Source organism: Chamaesiphon polymorphus CCALA 037, from assembly GCF_003003845.1.
Lineage (GTDB): Bacteria > Cyanobacteriota > Cyanobacteriia > Cyanobacteriales > Chamaesiphonaceae > Chamaesiphon > Chamaesiphon polymorphus.
The window spans coordinates 1-17,862 of record NZ_PVWO01000062.1 but is presented as its reverse complement, the minus strand read 5'-3'; the positions used below and the strand labels follow the sequence as shown (position 1 = coordinate 17,862).

General features: G+C 46.8%; 14 protein-coding genes and 1 pseudogene. 10 read left to right on the top strand and 5 right to left on the bottom strand.

Annotated features, from left to right (window positions below):
* Positions 1 to 291 precede the first annotated feature (291 nt).
* The 5 genes from C7B77_RS07240 (at position 292) to C7B77_RS07220 (ending at position 10,167) form a co-directional block, all read left to right on the top strand.
* The gene (locus C7B77_RS07240) at positions 292 to 1,632 is read left to right on the top strand and encodes a response regulator (RefSeq protein ID WP_106302130.1); all 1,341 of its coding nucleotides are present in this window, start codon (positions 292 to 294) and stop codon (positions 1,630 to 1,632) included.
* A 2-nt stretch (positions 1,633 to 1,634) separates the two neighbouring features.
* The gene (locus C7B77_RS07235) at positions 1,635 to 1,997 is read left to right on the top strand and encodes a response regulator (protein ID WP_106302127.1); all 363 of its coding nucleotides are present in this window, start codon (positions 1,635 to 1,637) and stop codon (positions 1,995 to 1,997) included.
* 30 nt (positions 1,998 to 2,027) lie between these two features.
* A complete protein-coding gene (locus C7B77_RS07230; protein ID WP_106302124.1) occupies positions 2,028 to 2,555 on the top strand; it encodes a chemotaxis protein CheW in 528 nt (175 codons plus the stop codon).
* 185 nt (positions 2,556 to 2,740) lie between these two features.
* Positions 2,741 to 6,241, top strand: a complete 3,501-nt coding sequence (locus tag C7B77_RS07225; protein ID WP_106302121.1) for a GAF domain-containing protein — start codon at positions 2,741 to 2,743, stop codon at positions 6,239 to 6,241.
* Between the two features lie 179 nt (positions 6,242 to 6,420).
* Positions 6,421 to 10,167, top strand: coding sequence for a hybrid sensor histidine kinase/response regulator (locus C7B77_RS07220; RefSeq protein WP_106302118.1), 3,747 nt, complete (start codon positions 6,421 to 6,423; stop codon positions 10,165 to 10,167).
* A gap of 116 nt (positions 10,168 to 10,283) precedes the next feature.
* On the opposite strand, the gene C7B77_RS07215 is transcribed toward C7B77_RS07220, so the two are convergent.
* From C7B77_RS07215 to crtD, 3 genes are all read right to left on the bottom strand, one after another.
* Positions 10,284 to 10,811, bottom strand: a complete 528-nt coding sequence (locus C7B77_RS07215; RefSeq protein WP_106302115.1) for a DUF4330 domain-containing protein — start codon at positions 10,809 to 10,811, stop codon at positions 10,284 to 10,286.
* A gap of 86 nt (positions 10,812 to 10,897) precedes the next feature.
* Entirely contained in the window at positions 10,898 to 11,527 is a 630-nt protein-coding gene (locus C7B77_RS07210; RefSeq protein WP_219892023.1) for a retropepsin-like aspartic protease, read from the bottom strand.
* A gap of 130 nt (positions 11,528 to 11,657) precedes the next feature.
* On the bottom strand, positions 11,658 to 13,199 hold the full coding sequence (gene crtD / locus C7B77_RS07205; RefSeq protein WP_106302112.1) for a C-3',4' desaturase CrtD: 1,542 nt from the start codon (positions 13,197 to 13,199) through the stop codon (positions 11,658 to 11,660).
* Between the two features lie 371 nt (positions 13,200 to 13,570).
* On the opposite strand from crtD, the gene C7B77_RS07200 reads away from it, so the two are divergent.
* The 5 genes and pseudogenes from C7B77_RS07200 to C7B77_RS31025 form a co-directional block, all read left to right on the top strand.
* Positions 13,571 to 13,795: a hypothetical protein gene (locus C7B77_RS07200; protein WP_106302109.1), complete on the top strand. Its 225-nt coding sequence runs from the start codon at positions 13,571 to 13,573 to the stop codon at positions 13,793 to 13,795.
* A gap of 46 nt (positions 13,796 to 13,841) precedes the next feature.
* A complete protein-coding gene (locus tag C7B77_RS29705; protein WP_181243742.1) occupies positions 13,842 to 14,012 on the top strand; it encodes a hypothetical protein in 171 nt (56 codons plus the stop codon).
* Between the two features lie 80 nt (positions 14,013 to 14,092).
* The gene (locus C7B77_RS07195; RefSeq protein WP_106302107.1) at positions 14,093 to 15,841 is read left to right on the top strand and encodes a helicase HerA domain-containing protein; all 1,749 of its coding nucleotides are present in this window, start codon (positions 14,093 to 14,095) and stop codon (positions 15,839 to 15,841) included.
* 82 nt (positions 15,842 to 15,923) lie between these two features.
* Positions 15,924 to 16,154: a ribbon-helix-helix domain-containing protein gene (locus C7B77_RS07190; protein ID WP_106302133.1), complete on the top strand. Its 231-nt coding sequence runs from the start codon at positions 15,924 to 15,926 to the stop codon at positions 16,152 to 16,154.
* Positions 16,151 to 16,240 (top strand): annotated as a pseudogene (locus tag C7B77_RS31025) (type II toxin-antitoxin system RelE/ParE family toxin); the annotation flags it as partial. The gene C7B77_RS07190 and the pseudogene C7B77_RS31025, both read left to right, overlap by 4 nt.
* Here C7B77_RS31025 and C7B77_RS31020 read toward each other — a convergent pair.
* Together C7B77_RS31020 and C7B77_RS07175 are read right to left on the bottom strand one after the other, a co-directional pair.
* Complete coding sequence (locus tag C7B77_RS31020; protein ID WP_245894101.1) at positions 16,219 to 16,971, bottom strand: formylglycine-generating enzyme family protein; 753 nt, start codon at positions 16,969 to 16,971, stop codon at positions 16,219 to 16,221. The pseudogene C7B77_RS31025 and the gene C7B77_RS31020 overlap by 22 nt on opposite strands.
* Before the next feature lie 76 nt (positions 16,972 to 17,047).
* Complete coding sequence (locus C7B77_RS07175) at positions 17,048 to 17,824, bottom strand: ABC transporter ATP-binding protein (protein ID WP_106302099.1); 777 nt, start codon at positions 17,822 to 17,824, stop codon at positions 17,048 to 17,050.
* Between the last annotated feature and the right edge of the window lie 38 nt (positions 17,825 to 17,862).

The following is a 17,862-nucleotide window of genomic DNA, read 5'->3' as shown; positions in this document are numbered from 1 at the left end:
GTATGGATCGGAAATAGCCAAAATTCAGACTTCGGTTAGAGCTGAGTTTATCTGGATAAGATGCTGTGGACTGTAATTTATTAACTATCCTTGGCGATCGAGATCGCATCTGTTTTCCTTACACTTGCCTATAATAATTACTAAGTATTTACATCAGATTGCCGCCAAATTTAATTCACCTTAAGTCATGGGTATATCTCGATCGATTCTCGATTTTAAATATTTAATATATGAACGATTGCATGTAACTAACTAAATGAATATCTTGAATAGAGTGATGGTGAACAGATAATGTTGCAAGGTAGTGAAAAATCAGTCGAACTTAGCTTTAAAGATCTAATCTTAGAACTAAAAAAGATTAAAACAGAGTCTTTGAGCGGCAACTTAACCGTCAAAGTAGAAACTCATCCTGGTTGGATGTTCTCATTTCGCTTGGGGCGTTTGGGGTGGGTAGACGGTGGCTTAGAGCCAATTAGCTGTTGGCAAAGAAATCTCACCTTAGCTCAACTCGATTTACCTCCAGAAAAGCTAGCAGAGATTAATAATCCTAACAAAACTTCGTTAGACTCGCATGTATTAGCAGAATTATTAGTTGAAGAATTAATCGATCGCGATAAGTGTGCCAATCTAGTCGCCAGAATGACTATCGAAAGCTTATTCGATATCATTCAGTTCAGCCAGCATAGCGGCAATCGCTTATACTATCAATTCAATCAGATTGGAGCTAGTAATACTCAATTAAATCTAGTTTTACCACTACTCGAAATCGAACCGATTCTGACTAAATCGATTCAAACATGGCAGGAATGGTCGAATGTAGGGCTGGCAGCTTACGCACCTAGTTTATTTGCTATTGTCTCTAAATCGCTCGATGTTGCTCAATTAGCAAGTAATCCCGATCTGCATCATACCGTACTGGCGATCGATGGCAATCGATCGCTCCGCAGCTTGGCAGCCAACAATCGCCAATCGGTGATTAATTTCACGAGTACTTTACTACCTTTGCTACGTGCTGGGTTTATTAATTTATCGAGCCAATCAAAATCGAGGGTAACTAGAAGTAGTAGCTCAGATCTTACAACTAGCCCAATAAACAGCCAAGCAAGTAGCCAATTTAGCAACCAACTGAGCAATCAACTGAGCAACCAACTCAGTAATCAACAGAGCAACCAACTTAGTAACCAACTGAGTAACCAGCTTGGTAATCGACCGGGTGCGCCACCAACTCCAAACTCGGCAGCAAACTCATCAGAAAAGCAGAGTCCATTAATTGCTTGTATCGATGATAGTATCTTGATTTATCAATCTCTCGAACGGATTTTGACAGAGCATGGTTATCGCTCTTATGGAGTTCAAGATCCGCTCAAAATCATGCCTAGCTTGATTAGAAATAAACCAGATTTTATTTTCCTGGATTTGTTGATGCCCATTACTAATGGGTATGAAGTCTGCGAACAAATCAGGAAAACGCCCAGTCTCAAACATATTCCCGTAATTATCTTAACTGGTAAAGATGGATTGATCGATCGAATGCGATCGAAAATGGTAGGCGCAACTGGATTTTTGGGTAAGCCAGTAGATGCAGATTCAGTTCTAAAAATGATCGATAAATATCTTGTTGTAGGTAATTAATTATGAGTCAAATTTTAATCGTCGAAGATAGTAAGTTAGAAGCAGACAAACTCAAGAAATGTTTGGAAGGACAAGGGTTTTCTATCCTCGTCGTTACTAGTGGTGAAGAAGCCGAGCTTAGATTGAAAACATTTAAACCAAGTTTAATCGTTCTAGATGTAATTTTACCGGGTGAAAGTGGCTTCGAGCTATGTAGAAAGCTCAAAACAGAGCCTGCAACTCAAAGTATCCCGATCGTCATTTATTCGACTAAAGATAAACAAATCGATCGAACTTGGGGAGATATGAGCGGTGCAGATGCTTATCTGAGTAAAACAGTAGATGAGCCGACTTTATTACAAACAGTCAATCGCTTATTAGGTTGAAACAAGATTAAAAGTTAAAAGCGATCGATTATGAGTAAACTTATCGAACGAACCTCACCATTTCCTAATGGTAAACAAATGTTAGCTCATCAAGCTACAGCCGATACCGAAAACCAAAGATTTCTAGGTTTTACGATCGGTGATAACTTAAATGCTTTGATTCCGTTAATCGATCTTCAAGCGACAATTAAGATTTTACTGACAGAAATTTTGCCAGTGCCACAAATGCACGAATCATTACTGGGCATTATTAATTATGGCGGTAAAGCAACTTGGGTTCTGGACTTAGCACATCTGATGGGCGGTAATGGTTATCTCAAAACCCCAGAAATGACAACTGGAATGGGGATGTTGTTTCAGATCCACAATGAAACGGTAGCATTGTTAATCGATCGAGTTGGAACGATCGAAACATATAATGTCCAGCAATGTCTGCCACTCGGAGAGACGATGTTCACCGAGCGAATGCGGCTATTTTTAAGCGGTTATTTTATCGACGACAAACAACAGTCGCGAGTAATAATCGATCTTCAGCAAATAATTCGCGCCATTGCTTAAATTCAAAGACTCATCTTCCATAAGAGTATTTTAAGATTAGCTAGATTTTCCGCAATTAAGTTAGTAATTTTCGATATCTAAATCGTACATTTGGCTCTAATTTTACTCTTCAAGATTTGCTCTTGTCTGTTTTGAAAATCGGATTAAATGTCTAACATCTTAATTAGTAAATAAAGATATTAACAATGTTAAAAAATCTATTTAGTTCGGCAGACGACCGCTCCGACAAAGCTACCGATTCCCTCAATCCTGTCACCCTACCTCCACAACAACCGATGTCTAATCCAGATCGCGCTGCTACGGCTAGCAATAATACCGCCAAACAACAATTATTATCGCTACTCCAAGAGACCCAAACTAAACTCGAAAACTCGAATAGTCCTAACTCCGACGCGCTCCGTCAAAATATCCGTAAAGCCAGAGAATTAGCCGGATTCTTGACCGTACAGGGCACTAATCCACAGCCGACTGGAATGTCGGCAACTGCGAGTATCGATTTAGAGAAAGCTCATCAAATCGCGCTCCGGATCAGACAATCTACATCACCGTTGGCGGCATTCACTAGTGCAGTTGCCGATATCAAAGCATTGCTAAATGCCGATCGCGTGCTGATTTATCAATTGACTGGGGCTAGTACGGGCAAAGTCATTGCCGAAGCCGTCCAAATTGGTTTAACGCCAACACTCAATACCGAAATCCCTCAGATTGGCTTTGGTTTCGAGCAGCTCACCGACGATCGCTCTGGGCGGGCAATTGCCTTAATTAATAGCGAAACTAGCCCTTACCAAAAACAAATTTTAGAACAGTATCAGGTTCAGGCAACTGTTGCCCTACCGATTTTAATTAATGGTTATTCTGCGGCGACTAATACCTTCAGCTTGGGTAGAGTCTGGGGTTTACTCGTCGTTCACCAATGCGATCGACCCCGCCAATGGTCGGAAGCTGAGACTGCTTTTCTGACACAATTATCGCTAGAACTGACGCTGGCGGTTCAGCCCAATCAACCCCTCCTGCAATTATCCCAACGCCGCGACCTGTTGGCCGCGATCGAGGGCGAAGCTCAGGTATTGATCCAGAACACCTTAGATGAGATTCGCCATCACTTCCAAGCCGATCGGGCGATGGTGTACGCTTACAATCGAGATTGGAGCGGTCAAATTATCGGCGAATCTGTCGGTAACAATTGGCCCAAAGCTGGCAATTCACTCGATGGCGATTACTACGTCACTGGCGAAAACTACAAGCCTTATTACGTGGTCAACGATCTCCAGACTAGAGGCTTGGATCGCGCCGTGATGGAAAAGCTCGAACCCTTCCAAATGAAAGCTTACATCGTCGTGCCGATCGTCGCTAGCAACCAGTTAATCGGCTTACTCGGCGTTTATCAAAACTCTGGCCCCCGCAACTGGCAGCAATCTGAAATCGATGCCATGGTGGAGTTTGCCAAAACCTTTAGTTTCCCGCTCCAACAAACCGCCAGCCGCCGTCAGGCACAGTTTCAGAACATTCGGATGGAACGCCAACTCGAACGCGAGCGCGGCTTGGCCAAAATGCAAGAACGCTTGCGGACTGCTAAAAGCGTCCAGAATGTTTTGCAAACTGCCACTCTCGATACTCGCAAGCTGTTAAACGTCGAGCGCGCGGCAATCTATCAATTCAACCCCGACTTTAGTGGCAGATTTGTCGCTGAATCTGCTGCCCCAGGTTGGTCGGATCTAGTCAAAATGATTCCGTTTATTCAAGATACCTTCTTACAACGCACTCAAGGCGGACGTTATAAAGATGGCGGTTGTTTGGCAGTTAACGATATTTACACCACTGGCCATCAAACTTGTCACGTCCAACTGTTAGAACAGATGGAAGCCCGCGCCTATATTATCGCCCCGATCTTTGGTGCCGATCGCAAATTGTGGGGACTGATGGGTGTCTATCACAACTCGGCGGCGTATCAATGGCAGGAAGATGAGGTCGAAACTCTCAGACAAATCGCCCTCCAAGTCGGGATTGCCATGGAGCAACTCGATTATATCGAGCAACTCCAAAAACGTGCCGAACAAGAACAAACCATCAATCGGATTGCCGATAAGATTCGCCAATCCCTAGTCGTCGATGATGTATTTAGCACTGTGGTTCAAGAAATCCGCCAAGCTGCTAAAACCGATCGAGCGGTCGTCTATCAATTCAACCCAGACTGGAGCGGTCAAGTTGTGGCTGAATCTGTCGGTAGTGGCTGGGTATCGTTACTAGTCGAACAGGACAAAGATCGCATTCTCAGTGGAGATCGCACCCAGAACGATCGTTGCGTTCTGCGCAAATGGGGAACCAAAGATATTACGGAAATCGATACGCACCTCCAAAATACCAAAGGTGGTAAATACGCTCAAGGTGAAAAATCGACAGCGGTTAACGATATCTATGCCAGAAACTTCCCGGAATGCTACGTTCAGTCTTTAGAAAAATATCAAGCTAAAGCATACGTGCTGGCACCGATCTTTGTGGGTCAAACATTGTGGGGACTGCTGGGTCTTTATCAAAACGATGCGCCTCGCGTTTGGGACATTTCCGAACGTGCGATCGTCGAACAAGTTGCCATGCAAATCGGTACGGCACTGCAACTATCTGAATATCTAGAGCGCGTCCGTACTCAAGAACAAGAACTCTCGGCGATCGTCGATCGAGAGCGGGCAAATCGCCAAGAATTGGAATCGGAGGCTCTGCGCGTCCTGAAAGCGATCGGCCCCTCCTTCCGAGGCGATTTAACCGTCCGTGCGCCGCTATCTGAAACCGAGATCGGCACGATCGCCGATGGTTACAACACCACGATTCAAAGCTTGCGGGAATTAGTCCGTCAAGTTCAGACCGCTGCAATTAGCGTCAGTACCACCTCCAGCGAAAACAACCTGCTGGTAAACAATCTCTCCGCTCAAGCTCAACAAGAACTCGAACAACTCGATCGGGCGTTGATCCAAGTAGATCTGATGGCTGCTTCTAGTAAAGAAGTTGCCGAATTCGCTCAAAAAGTCGAACAAGTCGTTCAATCCGCCAACCGTACTGTCCAAAACGGCGACACGTTGATGGAAAGCACCGTAGAAGAGATTCTCGAAATCCGCTCTACCGTATCGACGACAGCTAAGAAAATCAAACGTCTGGGTGAAACCTTCCAAAAGATTTCTAAAGTCGTCAACCTAATCGAAAACTTCGCAACCCAAACCAACCTGCTCGCACTGAATGCTTCGATCGAAGCCACCCGCGCGGGTCAATACGGTAAAGGATTTGCAGTTGTAGCCGACGAAGTGCGCTCCCTGGCTTATCAATCTGCCAATGCCACCACCGAAATCGAACGCCTGGTAGATGAAATCCGGATCGACACCAACGACGTTACCGAAGCCATGGAAATTGGGATCGCTCAAGTCGTCCAAGGTACGAATTTGGTCAACGAAACCAGACAGAGCCTCAGCGAGATCGTCGTAGCTACCACCCAGATCAGCGAACTCGTCCAAGCCATCAGTCAATCTGCGGGCACTCAAACCAAACAGTCCCAAAAACTCAGCGAAGCGATGATCGACGTCGCCACGATCGCCAATCTCAGCTCCGACAGCGCACTCCAAATCTCCGAATCTTGCCAACAGTTAATTGCTACTTCGCAAGTGTTGGAGACTAGTGTGAGTCGATTTAAGGTGGATTAATCAGCGAACAGTGAATAGTGAACAGTGAACAGTGGACAGTAGTTGGACTCATTAGTACATCAATCGTTACTCACTTTCGGACGACCCTTTGGGTCGCTCCTACACATTGTTCGCTAAACATTGTTCGCTGTTCACTATTGACTGTTCACTATTCACTGTTCACTGTTCACTACTGAATTATGACCGACGATCTAGATTTTCAAGAGTCACTCGATCGATACTTTGAGATCGAAGCGGCGGAATTACTCCAAACGATCGAACAAACACTGCTGAGTCTGGTTCAAGAAAAAACGATCGAGCGCGTCCATACCCTCATGCGTGCGGCGCATACTATTAAGGGTAGCGCGGCTAATTGTGGCTTCAAAACGATCGAAACGATCGCCCATCACCTCGAAGATGTCTTCCAGGCACTCTATCCGCCCGAATTAGAGATCGATCCCGAACTGGGGCTGCTCCTAATGGAAGGATACGATTGTCTGTACGATCCTTTAAGCGCGCTGTTGGCGGGAGTTCCTTACGACGAAGCCGCGACTCTCGAACGGACGGCATCGCTATTTGCACGGTTACAAACTCATTTAGGCGACTTTTTTGGGCGGGAAACTCCCTTACCAACCGCTGCCGAACTCGGTTTCGATGTGATCGGCTCCATTTTTACCGATAGTATCCCTCAAGATCTCGAAGATCTGTCGATCGCGATCGCCAGTCAAAATGTAGGTAGAGTCCAAGAAAGTCTCAACTCGCTCGCCGAATTTTTATTGGAGTTGGGTGGTTCATACAGTCTCCCAGGCATCGCCGCCATTGCCAAGATGACAATAGCTGCACTAGAACGTCATCCAGCTAGAGTGCTGGAGCTAGCACCGATTGCCCTAGCCAATTTTCAACAAGCCCAAATCGCGATCGTCGGTGGCGATCGCTCTGTTGGTGGTGAAGTATCATCTGACTTAGCAGCTTGGGGTGACTCTGTACCCCAGACAACAGCTACAGTAACAGGTGAAGCTAGTTCTGCCGAATGGTTATCGTTAGTCGATGACGAAACTACTCCGGCTGAAGCCACAACTAACCAATCGGATGCTTCGGAGTGGCTCTCTCTAGTCGATGACGACACTACTCCGGCTGAAGCCACGACAACGACCGAATCAGATGCGGCGCAATGGTTATCCTTAGTCGATGACGAAACTACTCCGGCTGAAGCCACGACGACGACCGAATCGGATGCGGCGCAATGGTTATCCTTAGTCGGTGACGAAACTACTCCGGCTGAAACCACGACCGCCGAATCGGATGCGGCGCAATGGTTATCCTTAGTCGGTGACGAAACTACTTCGACTGAAGCCACAACGACTACCGAATCGGATGCAGCGCAATGGTTATCTCTAGTCGATAACGACACTACTCCGGCTGCAACCACGACCGCCGAATCGGATGCTGCGGAGTGGCTCTCATTGGTCGATAACGACACTACTACCACCACCGAAACCACAACAACTAGCGATGCGACTGTTTCTTCGGAATGGTTATCCTTAGTCGATAACACTACTCCGAGCGAAATTTACGACGAGCCGCAAGAGCACGATCGATTGCATCAGACAGTCGATGCCGATTTAGAGATTGTCGAGATTGGATCGTTTGAGCCAGAATCAGATAACTATCGTCTCGCACCAGATCGGACAGAATATCTCGTCGAAGCCATCGATAGCTCGCAGTTGACGCATATTTCCAATGCCAACTCCCAACTAGCTCTAAGCACCCAATCGGGAATCGATCGCATCTTCCAATCGATTTGGCTCGGACAGCCAGCAGCCGCTACCGACGACCTCGATTCGTCTGCACCAGAGCGGACTGCACCAGAACGCGAAGCGGTACCCGATGCGCTAGTAAGCGTGCGCGTGGCGACAATCCAACTCGAACGGCTCAGTCATGCGATCGGCGAACTGACGATCGACGATAACCAACAATTCCTCCGCGCCGAGCAATTGCAAAGACTCGCCCAATCTACGGTCGAGCAATACCGTCGCTGCGAACAAAAGCTACGTCTAGTCAGCGATTGGGCTGATAAAAATGCCACGATCGACGAACGTCAAAAAATGGCTGCGCGAGGCAAACAAGCTACCAAAAATAAGCCTAAAAAAGGCAAAAAAGCGGCTAATGAAATCGCCGCTCATTTCGATAGTCTCGAATTAGATGTCTATAGCGACTTGAGCATCTCGATCCAGAATCTCACCGACGAGCTAGCCGAACTCGGCCTCAAGGTGAGTAATCTGGCAGAAATGACCCAGCGATCGCGGATGACCTTGGGCAAACGCAAGCAACTACTCGCCGATGCCCAGTCAGAACTATTTGAAGCCAGAATGGTGGAAATTGCTGGCGTGCTCAATCGCTTCCCGCGCTTGCTCCAGCAAATGGTCGCCTCTCATCGCAAACCCGCCCAATTACAACTGATCGGTAGCGAAGTTTCGATCGATAAAATCATTGCCGAAAAACTCTACGATCCTTTACTGCATCTAGTTAGGAATGCCTACGACCATGGCATCGAACCGCCAGAAACACGCGCCAGCCAAGGCAAATCGCCGACCGGACAATTGACAATCCAGGTCTATCACCAAGGCAACCGTACCAAAATCGAAGTCAGCGATGACGGCCAAGGCTTGAACTGGGATAAAATTCGCCAGCGCGCGATCGATATGCACCTGCTGCCAGCCAGTCACGCAGCCACCGAAGCCGAATTAGCCGAAATCATGTTTGCCCCCGGATTTTCGACCGCTGACAAAGTTAACGATCTTTCCGGTCGTGGCATCGGTTTAGACGTCGTGCGCGACCGAATTGGAGCCTTACAGGGGACGATCGACGTGCGCTCTGTTGCTGGTAAAGGTACCACTTTTGTGATGCAATTCCCCCTCAATCTCACCACTACGCGGTTGATGATTTGTGAGTCTCAAGGCTTCGTCCACGCCTTGCGATCGGACGCCATCTCGCAGGTGTTATTACCATCACCCGATCGGATCGTCTCCCAATCACTGCTCTCAGACAGAGATTCATCCACATTTTTACGCTGGGGTGAAGGTGCCGAACAGAAATTAATTCCGATCTATGCCGTTAATAGTCTCCTCGACTATCGGTGCCAAATCGTCGCTGGCGATCTTACTGCTAGCACACTGTTCCCCATCCAATCTAAACACAGCATCAATGCCTTACTCTTGCTAGAGATCGAAGACGAACAAATTTGTCTCGAAGTCAGCCGGATCCTGATGGAGCAAGAACTAGTAGTCAAATCGCTCGGTCAAACCTTTGAATTGCCCAATTATATTCAAGGCTACAGCGTCTTGGGCGACGGCAGTCTGACGCTAGCACTCGATCCCGTCGAACTAATCGCTCGCGTTAGATCCAGTACCGCCGCTGTCGCTCAGTCCATCCCTGCCAAAGCACCTACCATCCCAGCAACCACCCAACCAGCACTAGCTCCAGCCAGCGATTCGCCACTTCCCGAAGAAGTAGCAGCTACCCTCGGCGATCTCAACAACCGCAACTCCACCACCGCCGGGAGACAGATACAAGTCTTGGTCGTCGATGATTCCCTCGTCCAACGCCAAAGCTTGGCTCGCTCCCTCACCAAAGCTGGCTGTCAAGTCATTCAAGCCAGCCACGGACGCGAAGGCATCCTCCGACTCCAAGAACATCCCCGCATCCGCCTGGTAGTTTGCGATATCGAAATGCCCCAAATGAACGGTTTCGAGTTTCTGAGCTATTGTCGCCAAGATCCCAAATTCTCCCAAATTCCGATCGTCATGCTCACCACGCGCGGCGGCCAAAAACACCGCGATCTCGCCATGACTCTAGGAGCTAAAGACTACCTCACCAAACCCCAATCCGATCGAGATCTATTAGATATCATCGCGACGCTCGCGCAACCGAGTGAAGTGGGAGTATAGGGTAGAGGGTCGTGAATCGTGAATAGTGGATAGTGGATAGTAAATTTTTCTACGCAAGCGTCTTCCTGTTACCCATCGATCCACCCATCCACTCATCCACCCATCCACCCATACCCTTACTTATTGAGATAGCGGATATCGATGACGGTACCGTTGAAATTGTAATTGAGTTGATCGATTTCCACTGGGGTACCGATCTTCATTTTGGTATTACCTAGTACCAGTCCCTCTTTGGTTTTCTGACCGTTACCAGTTACGGTAATAATCATATCGATACTATAGGAATCGGGTCTGGGATCTTTCATGGCTTTGACAGTGCCATCGGCTTGGGGTACGGCTAAATTGCGATCGAGCTGACGGACTGATTTAATATCTACTTGTCCGGCTGGCTGGTTGCGGATCACAAAACTTAACTTGTTACCTGGGCTGAATTGCTGCATTAGGGACTCAGGATTGAGCACGTTCAATCCTCTAACGATCACATCGGCTTCTACTGCTTGAGCTTTATCTTGACCGTTAATTCGTCCGGTATTACCAGGCGAAAGAAAAATCCCCACGACCACAAATAACATTACTAGGACAGCACCAATGTCGAGGAGGCTGAATTTACCAAATAATCTCCCTTGTCGATCGAGAATAGGCATAACAATTTTAAAGGAATTTCAAGCTAGACGAAGATCGATCGTCAATTCAATGCCAGTATACAGCGATCGGCTGTCGATTAAATAGCTCAAGCTACCGATCGATCGCCGCGCCACTTAAACTCGATCCTCTCCTCTGCTTGGATAAACTCGATATTAAATAGATCGAATACCACTTCTCTTCCCAATAATAAGGGCGCATCGGTAATTTCAGTTTGCAGCCAAGCCACTGGGGCTGTAAAACTATGCCCGTCGATAGTTAGATCTATTTCGCGGTTGACATATTGGATCTCACCACCAACACCAGTACCATCTAGCAAAATTTCTCGATCTGCCAACCGAAAGCCTAACAATTTACCAATCTCTAGGCTAATCAAGCTCAATTCTGCCCCAGAATCTACTAACATTAATGCATCGTGACTCACAGAGCCATTGCCCAATGTGACGGGATATTCTGGCTCCCATTCATGACGTGCCATGCCATAGAATTTAAACCAAAAAAATTGAAATTCTGATGTCTGCGCGGGAATCCATTTCACCAAATAGGGTTCTCCCTCGGCTGTGGCAAGGGCTTCTACCAAATCCCAATCGTTCCCCGCAGCCAAAAGCCGATTAGCACTATAAGCAACAAACTGACGACGATATTTTTCTCTGAGCATCCGGCGATTTTGATGCCCCCAGCGGATAATCTCTCTCGTTTGTTCGGGAGTAGTTTTCATCAGGATCTGAACGTTGTGACGATCGAATTTATTATAAATCGATTCTTCTACGATTTATGGACACCCCAAGCAGATACGTGGTGGAGACTTACGCTCTCAACCACATATCTGCAAACATCGAGCGATTAATTCAACCCCCTACCTGTTGCTCGATTTGGCGAACCACAGTCAATGCCGAATAACTAACTCCTGCCGTACCTTCCCCTGGATGGGTAGAATCGCCCACCATCCACAGTCCATCGACGGGAATCCGCGTGGCAAAGCCAAAAGGCCCAAATGTCGAGACCCGTTGCCCGATGCCGCCGACGATACCGCGATCGCGTCCGGTATAATGCTCGAAAGTCCGAGGCGTTCCGGCTTCGGTGACGATGATATTTTCGGGTGATAGATCGAAATATTCGCCTAATTTAGCGATCGCTGTGGCGGTATATTCAGCCTTCATAGCGTCATAATCGATACCCTCGCCGTACCATTTATTGGGATCGACAAATGAAGAGGCAATAATTGTCGCTTTGCCCTCAGGTGCGCGTCCGTCGCCGGGATGACTGACGGAGACAAATAGGGAATTATTTTCGCCGATGATGCCGTCGTAATCATAGAGGAATTGCAGATGCGGCGGACATCCTGCCGGAATTGCCGTCTCTTTGACGCCTAAATAGACGACGAATGCCCCTGAAGCTTGGGGTAAAGTCTTGACGCGCGATCGATAGCCGTCGAGCGATAATAAGGGGATGGGATTGGACTTAGGAGCCGCATCGCCGAGCAATCTGACTAAATCTTGTGCCGTGACGTTTGCCACCACTTGAGCGGCGGTTTCCGTCCGAGTTTCACCCGTTTTTTGATTGCGGACGGTTACGCCTGTGACGCCATTCTCGTCGCATTCGATCGATTCGACCGTATGCCGCATCAATAACTTCCCACCATCGCGCTCTAATGAGGCCACCAATCGATCGCTCAATACCTGCATACTCCCCTGAAGGTGATAGAGTCCTTGGGGTGTCTGAGAGACGCCTAGAGCGGTTGCTGCGTATAACAAGGCTGTTTCGGCGGCGGTGACTTGAGAATAAAGTTTGAGTTGTAAATCCAGAAACGTCCGCAACCGTTTATTGCCATCCAATCCAAACCATTTGAGTGCGTCCCCAACTGTCGAGAGTGTAAATGGAACGGTAATTAGGGTATTTAGTCGCAATGCGCCGACTAATTGCGTTACATCCCACAAATTGCGTGGGGGGAGAATTGGATCGCGGCTTTGGAACTCCCAGCTTGCTGCGAACAGTTGCTGCAAGAATTGCCAGAAGGGTTCGCTCCCAGGGAATTGCTGTTGGCGTTCGGCTCGCCACCGCTCTGGATCGCGCCAGACGTTAATCGGGGTGGTTTCACCTGGTAGAAATACCGCACAAGCCGGATCGCAAGGTGTGGCTGGCGGTAATTCGATTTCTAATTCGCTAAAGATGCGGTGATGGATGCCGCCTGGTTCTAATCCGGCGACTTGAGTCGCACCCACGTCAAATGTAAAGCCTTGACGCTTAAATGTAGACGCACAGCCGCCAGGGACGATCGCACTATCGAAGATCGTCACCTCATATCCCCGTTTTGCCAGCAAGGCACCTGCTGTCAATCCACCGATACCAGCACCAATAACTACAACTTTTGGCAGAGAAGATTTCGACATTTGCACGACCGAGGAAATAATTGCTGTTTTTATCTTAACATTTCTACATAAATCGTCACAGGCTAGGCGAAACAAACGTTACGGGTGCGATCGACGATCGTTTTGACTCGATCGCGATCCATAAAATCTGTAACTCGATCGATCGGCTCATCCCAATCAAGCTAACTAGTTTCAACGATCGATCTGCAAAAATCGAGATCGCGTGGAATCCTCACTTGCCAAAAGACGACGTTAGAATATGGGGGTCGAAGTATTCAACTTAAATCGAAGATCTCCCCAGTAAAAGCGTGGCGGCTAAATAATATCGCCGTGTTTTTGCGAACGAAGTCAACTGCTCATCGTACATACCGACAGAAATTAGGAGAAAAAACATGACTTTTGCCTCAATTTCATCTAACGTCAATCAGCCAGTAGATTCCGCTCTGACAGCTCTTGCCAGTATTAAACTATCCAAAATTTCGATCGCCGCCCTACTGCTAACAATCTTGGGGCTGACAACCATCCCGAATTTAATATGGATGGATGCATCCCACCCCGCCGAACTTACCGCGCACCAAAAACAATTAGCTGCTGGCAAATGCTCGGCAACCAAGTAGCCCGAACCGAATTTAACCGCAGCTATCTCCTGCAAACCTGGCTCTAATGAGTCAAATTTACAGCACCAATCGATCGACAATCTCAAATTGTCGCGATCGATCGGTGTTTTTTTTGGCGATCGATTACAAGATTACTAAATGCAACCGCGATCCGATCGTCAAAATTCCCAGACTAAAACCAGATTCACAACGCATTGATGGTAAGTTTGTGCTATGACTATTAAAAATAACATCCCAACCGAAAAATTTTCAGCGGTGAGGGTTTGAGCGCATCGGCATTTTTGGATCTACCATTCTATGAATAAACCCCTCGGCTCAGTAATTGAAGGTTCGCTCACTGGCGGCTTGGAAGTAAGACTGCATCCAGATATCTCTGTGGAAGATATGCGGGTGGGGAAATTTTTGGTGGTGCGCGGACGACAATATGACTTCTTTTGTCTATTAACAGATGTCTGTCTGGGGACATCGAGCGATCGAATTTTAGTCAATCCGCCTCATCCCGAAGATGACTTTTTGCTCGATGTTTTGTCGGGGAGTGGTACATACGGCACGGTAAATCTTTCGCCGATGTTGATGCTCAATAAATTCAGCCAAATTCCCCCATCGCTAAATGGCGGTGCGAGTCTCAATGGGAATGGCAAAGGTAAAAAAGCTAAAGGCGAAAATGGTAAAGCCGCCTTAGCGTCCTTTGAAGCACAGACAAATATGGAATGGGAGCTTTTACCTGTCAAGACAGTTCCCAGCCACTTCAGCCAAGTATTTGACGCCAATGAGAACGACTTTCGATCGGTATTCGGCTGGGAAGACGATCCGACGCGCAAGAATTTTTCGATCGGGCAACCATTAGATATGGATGTACCCGTCTGTCTGGATCTCAAAAAGTTTGTCGAGCGCAGTAACGGGGTATTTGGTAAATCGGGGACGGGTAAATCATTTCTGACGCGACTATTACTCGCTGGCGTCATTCGCAAAAAAGTCGCCGTCAATTTGATCTTCGACATGCACTCCGAATACGGTTGGGAAGCCGTACAAGAAGGCAAAAATGTCAAAACCGTTAAAGGCTTGAGGCAATTATTTCCCAATGAGGTAGTCGTTTACACTCTCGATCCCGAATCCAGTCGCGCTAGGGGCATTCGCGACGCGCAGGAGCTGTTTCTCACCTATGAGATGATCGATATCGAGGACTTGCAATTAGTCTCGCGCGAGTTAAATCTCTCGGAAGCCAGTCTGGATAATGCGAATATTTTGGCGGCGGAATATGGTTCTAGCTGGATTAGTCGGCTGTTGGAGATGAGTAATGAAGATATTACGATCTTCTGCGAATCGGGCAAGGGACATAAAGGATCGATCGCGTCTTTACAGCGTAAATTAATGCGCTTAGAAAAGCTCAAATACCTGCGTCCGATTAGCCGTCAAGATAATCTCAAAAGCTTGATTCAATCGCTCAGTGCTGGCAAAAATGTCGTGATTGAATTTGGCAACCAGTCAGATTTATTATCTTATATGTTGGTGACAAATATGCTCACCCGCCGGATTCATAAATTATATGTAAATAAAGCCGAACAATACCTCCAAAGCAAACAAGAATCCGATCGACCTTATCCGCTGATTATCACGATCGAAGAAGCACACAGATTCTTAGATCCGGCTATTGCCAAAAGTACCATCTTCGGCACGATCGCCCGCGAAATGCGGAAATTTTTCGTGACATTACTCATCGTCGATCAACGTCCGTCGGGCATCGATAACGAAATTATGTCCCAAATCGGCACGCGAATTACAGCGTTAATTAACGACGAAAAAGATATCGACGCCATCTTTACAGGCGTATCTGGCGCGCAGGGATTAAAATCGGTCTTGGCTAAGTTAGATTCCAAACAACAAGCCTTAGTCTTGGGACATGCCGTCCCGATGCCTGTGGTAGTTCGTACTCGTCCTTACGACCAAAAATTCTATGAAGAAATTGGCGATCCGGATTGGGGTACTAAGTCAGATGAGGAGATATTGGTTGCGGCTAAAGCGGCGCAAATGGATTTAGGATTTTAGGAGTGCTAAATATGAACGGTCAAACGCTATTGGCATCGATTAAAATATAGTTGTCAACTTATTGGCATTGGAGCAAGCCCAAATGGTTACAGTTACATTTTCTATACCTGAAGATCTACAAGCTTTCATTGAAAGTCAGGTTGTTAAAAATGGATTTCAGTCTACAGATCGTTACCTACGGAACCTTCTCGATCGAGAAAGAGAAAGAGAAAGACTCGAAGGAATGCTCATTGAAGGACTCGAAAGTGGCGAACCTATCGAAGTTAATGATGACTGGTGGGAGCAAAAACGCTCTAATCTTATCAAACCATGAGCTTGCGTCTTCAGATTTCACCTCTGGCTAGTCAAGACTTTGACGAGATCTATACATATATTTCTCAGAACAATCCTGACGCTGCCTTGCGATTCTTTGATGCTGCTCGTGAAACCTTTGCCACGATAGCTACGACACCAAATTTATGTCTATAGCGAAAAGATCCTTGGGAAGAACAGCCACAACTTTCGGCAGGACTATAGTATGCACCTCCTCGAATTGGACGCAATCCTGGATATGGGTTAGGTTGTGTTTCTAAGCACCATTCCCAAATATTTCCATGCATATCATGGATGCCAAAATCATTGGGTGGAAACATACCCACGTTCATAATTGGTTCCGATGTTGTTTTGTACCTAATACCTGTAATCGAAGAATCTTTTCCAAAACTAGCTAAATCTGGCGTTAGAATATTTCCAAAACTAAAAATAGTTTTCGAGCCAGCGCGACAAGCTATTTCCCATTCTGCTTCTGTAGGTAGTCGATATTCTTTACCTTCTTTGTGGGATAGTCGATCGCAAAATTCCATTGCATCTACCCAACTTGCCATAACAGGTTTTTTAAAACCTAAATTACCGCCGTATTGAAAACTTTTCATCACTTTATACCATTGCTTTTGAGTGATGGGGTATTTACCGATTAGGAAAGATGGCTGAGTATTATCTTCTGATGCAAGAGTTTCAGTAGACGCAAGGACTAATGTTAAGACTGTATTAGCATCTAATTCTACATCTAAATATTTACCTTGTTTCTCAAAGTATGATATTTGACCTGTGTCTGATATTTTAGCAGTAGTAAATTCAAAAGATTGCAACATTAATTTCATAACGTCAATATATCAGATGCTATATCGATCGCTAAATATCGATAATTATCGTTTCCTCAACCTTAACTCAATCGATGACATGAATTGGGCCGTGGATGCTGGCATTGAAAAATTGGCGCATCAGGGGGTTGTCGGTAGTATCGATATCGTCTGTTTTGCCATCCCATTGCACTTTGCCTTGATAAATAAAGACAATGCGATCGGTAGTTCTCCTAATCGTGCTACTTTGGTGCGTGACCATGACATATGTGCCACAGCCAGCTTGATGCTGCAAGTCTCTGACTAAATCTTCAATCACCGTAGACGCGATCGGGTCTAGCCCTGCCGTTGGTTCGTCGTATAATAAGACTTCTGGATTGTCTTCGGGGCGTTCGGGGTTGGACATAATCGCTCGTGCGAAACTGACACGCTTGCGCATTCCCCCTGATAATTGCGCAGGATAGCGATCTGCAACATCTACCATACCGACCATTGCTAGTTTAGCTTCGACTAACTCTCGAATTTTTTGGCGCGAGATCCGCGATTGCTGAAATAAGCGGAAGCCAACATTTTCCTCGACGGTGAGCGAATCGAACAAGGCGGCTTGCTGAAATACCATTCCGATATACACCGGATCGTTACCATCTTCGATCAATCCCTGTCGCTTTTGGCCGCGAATCCAAACTTCGCCCTCGTCTGGGGCGAGCAATCCCGCAATGATGCGCAAAATGGTCGATTTTCCCGTTCCCGACGGCCCGATTATGCCCAAACCTTGCCCTGGATAGATATCTAAATCCATCCCATCTAAAATCACGCTCTTACCAAAGGCTTTGGAGATGCCGCGTAGTTGAATGATTGGTTCCATTAGGGAGGGAGTGGTGGATGGGTGGATGGGTGGATGGG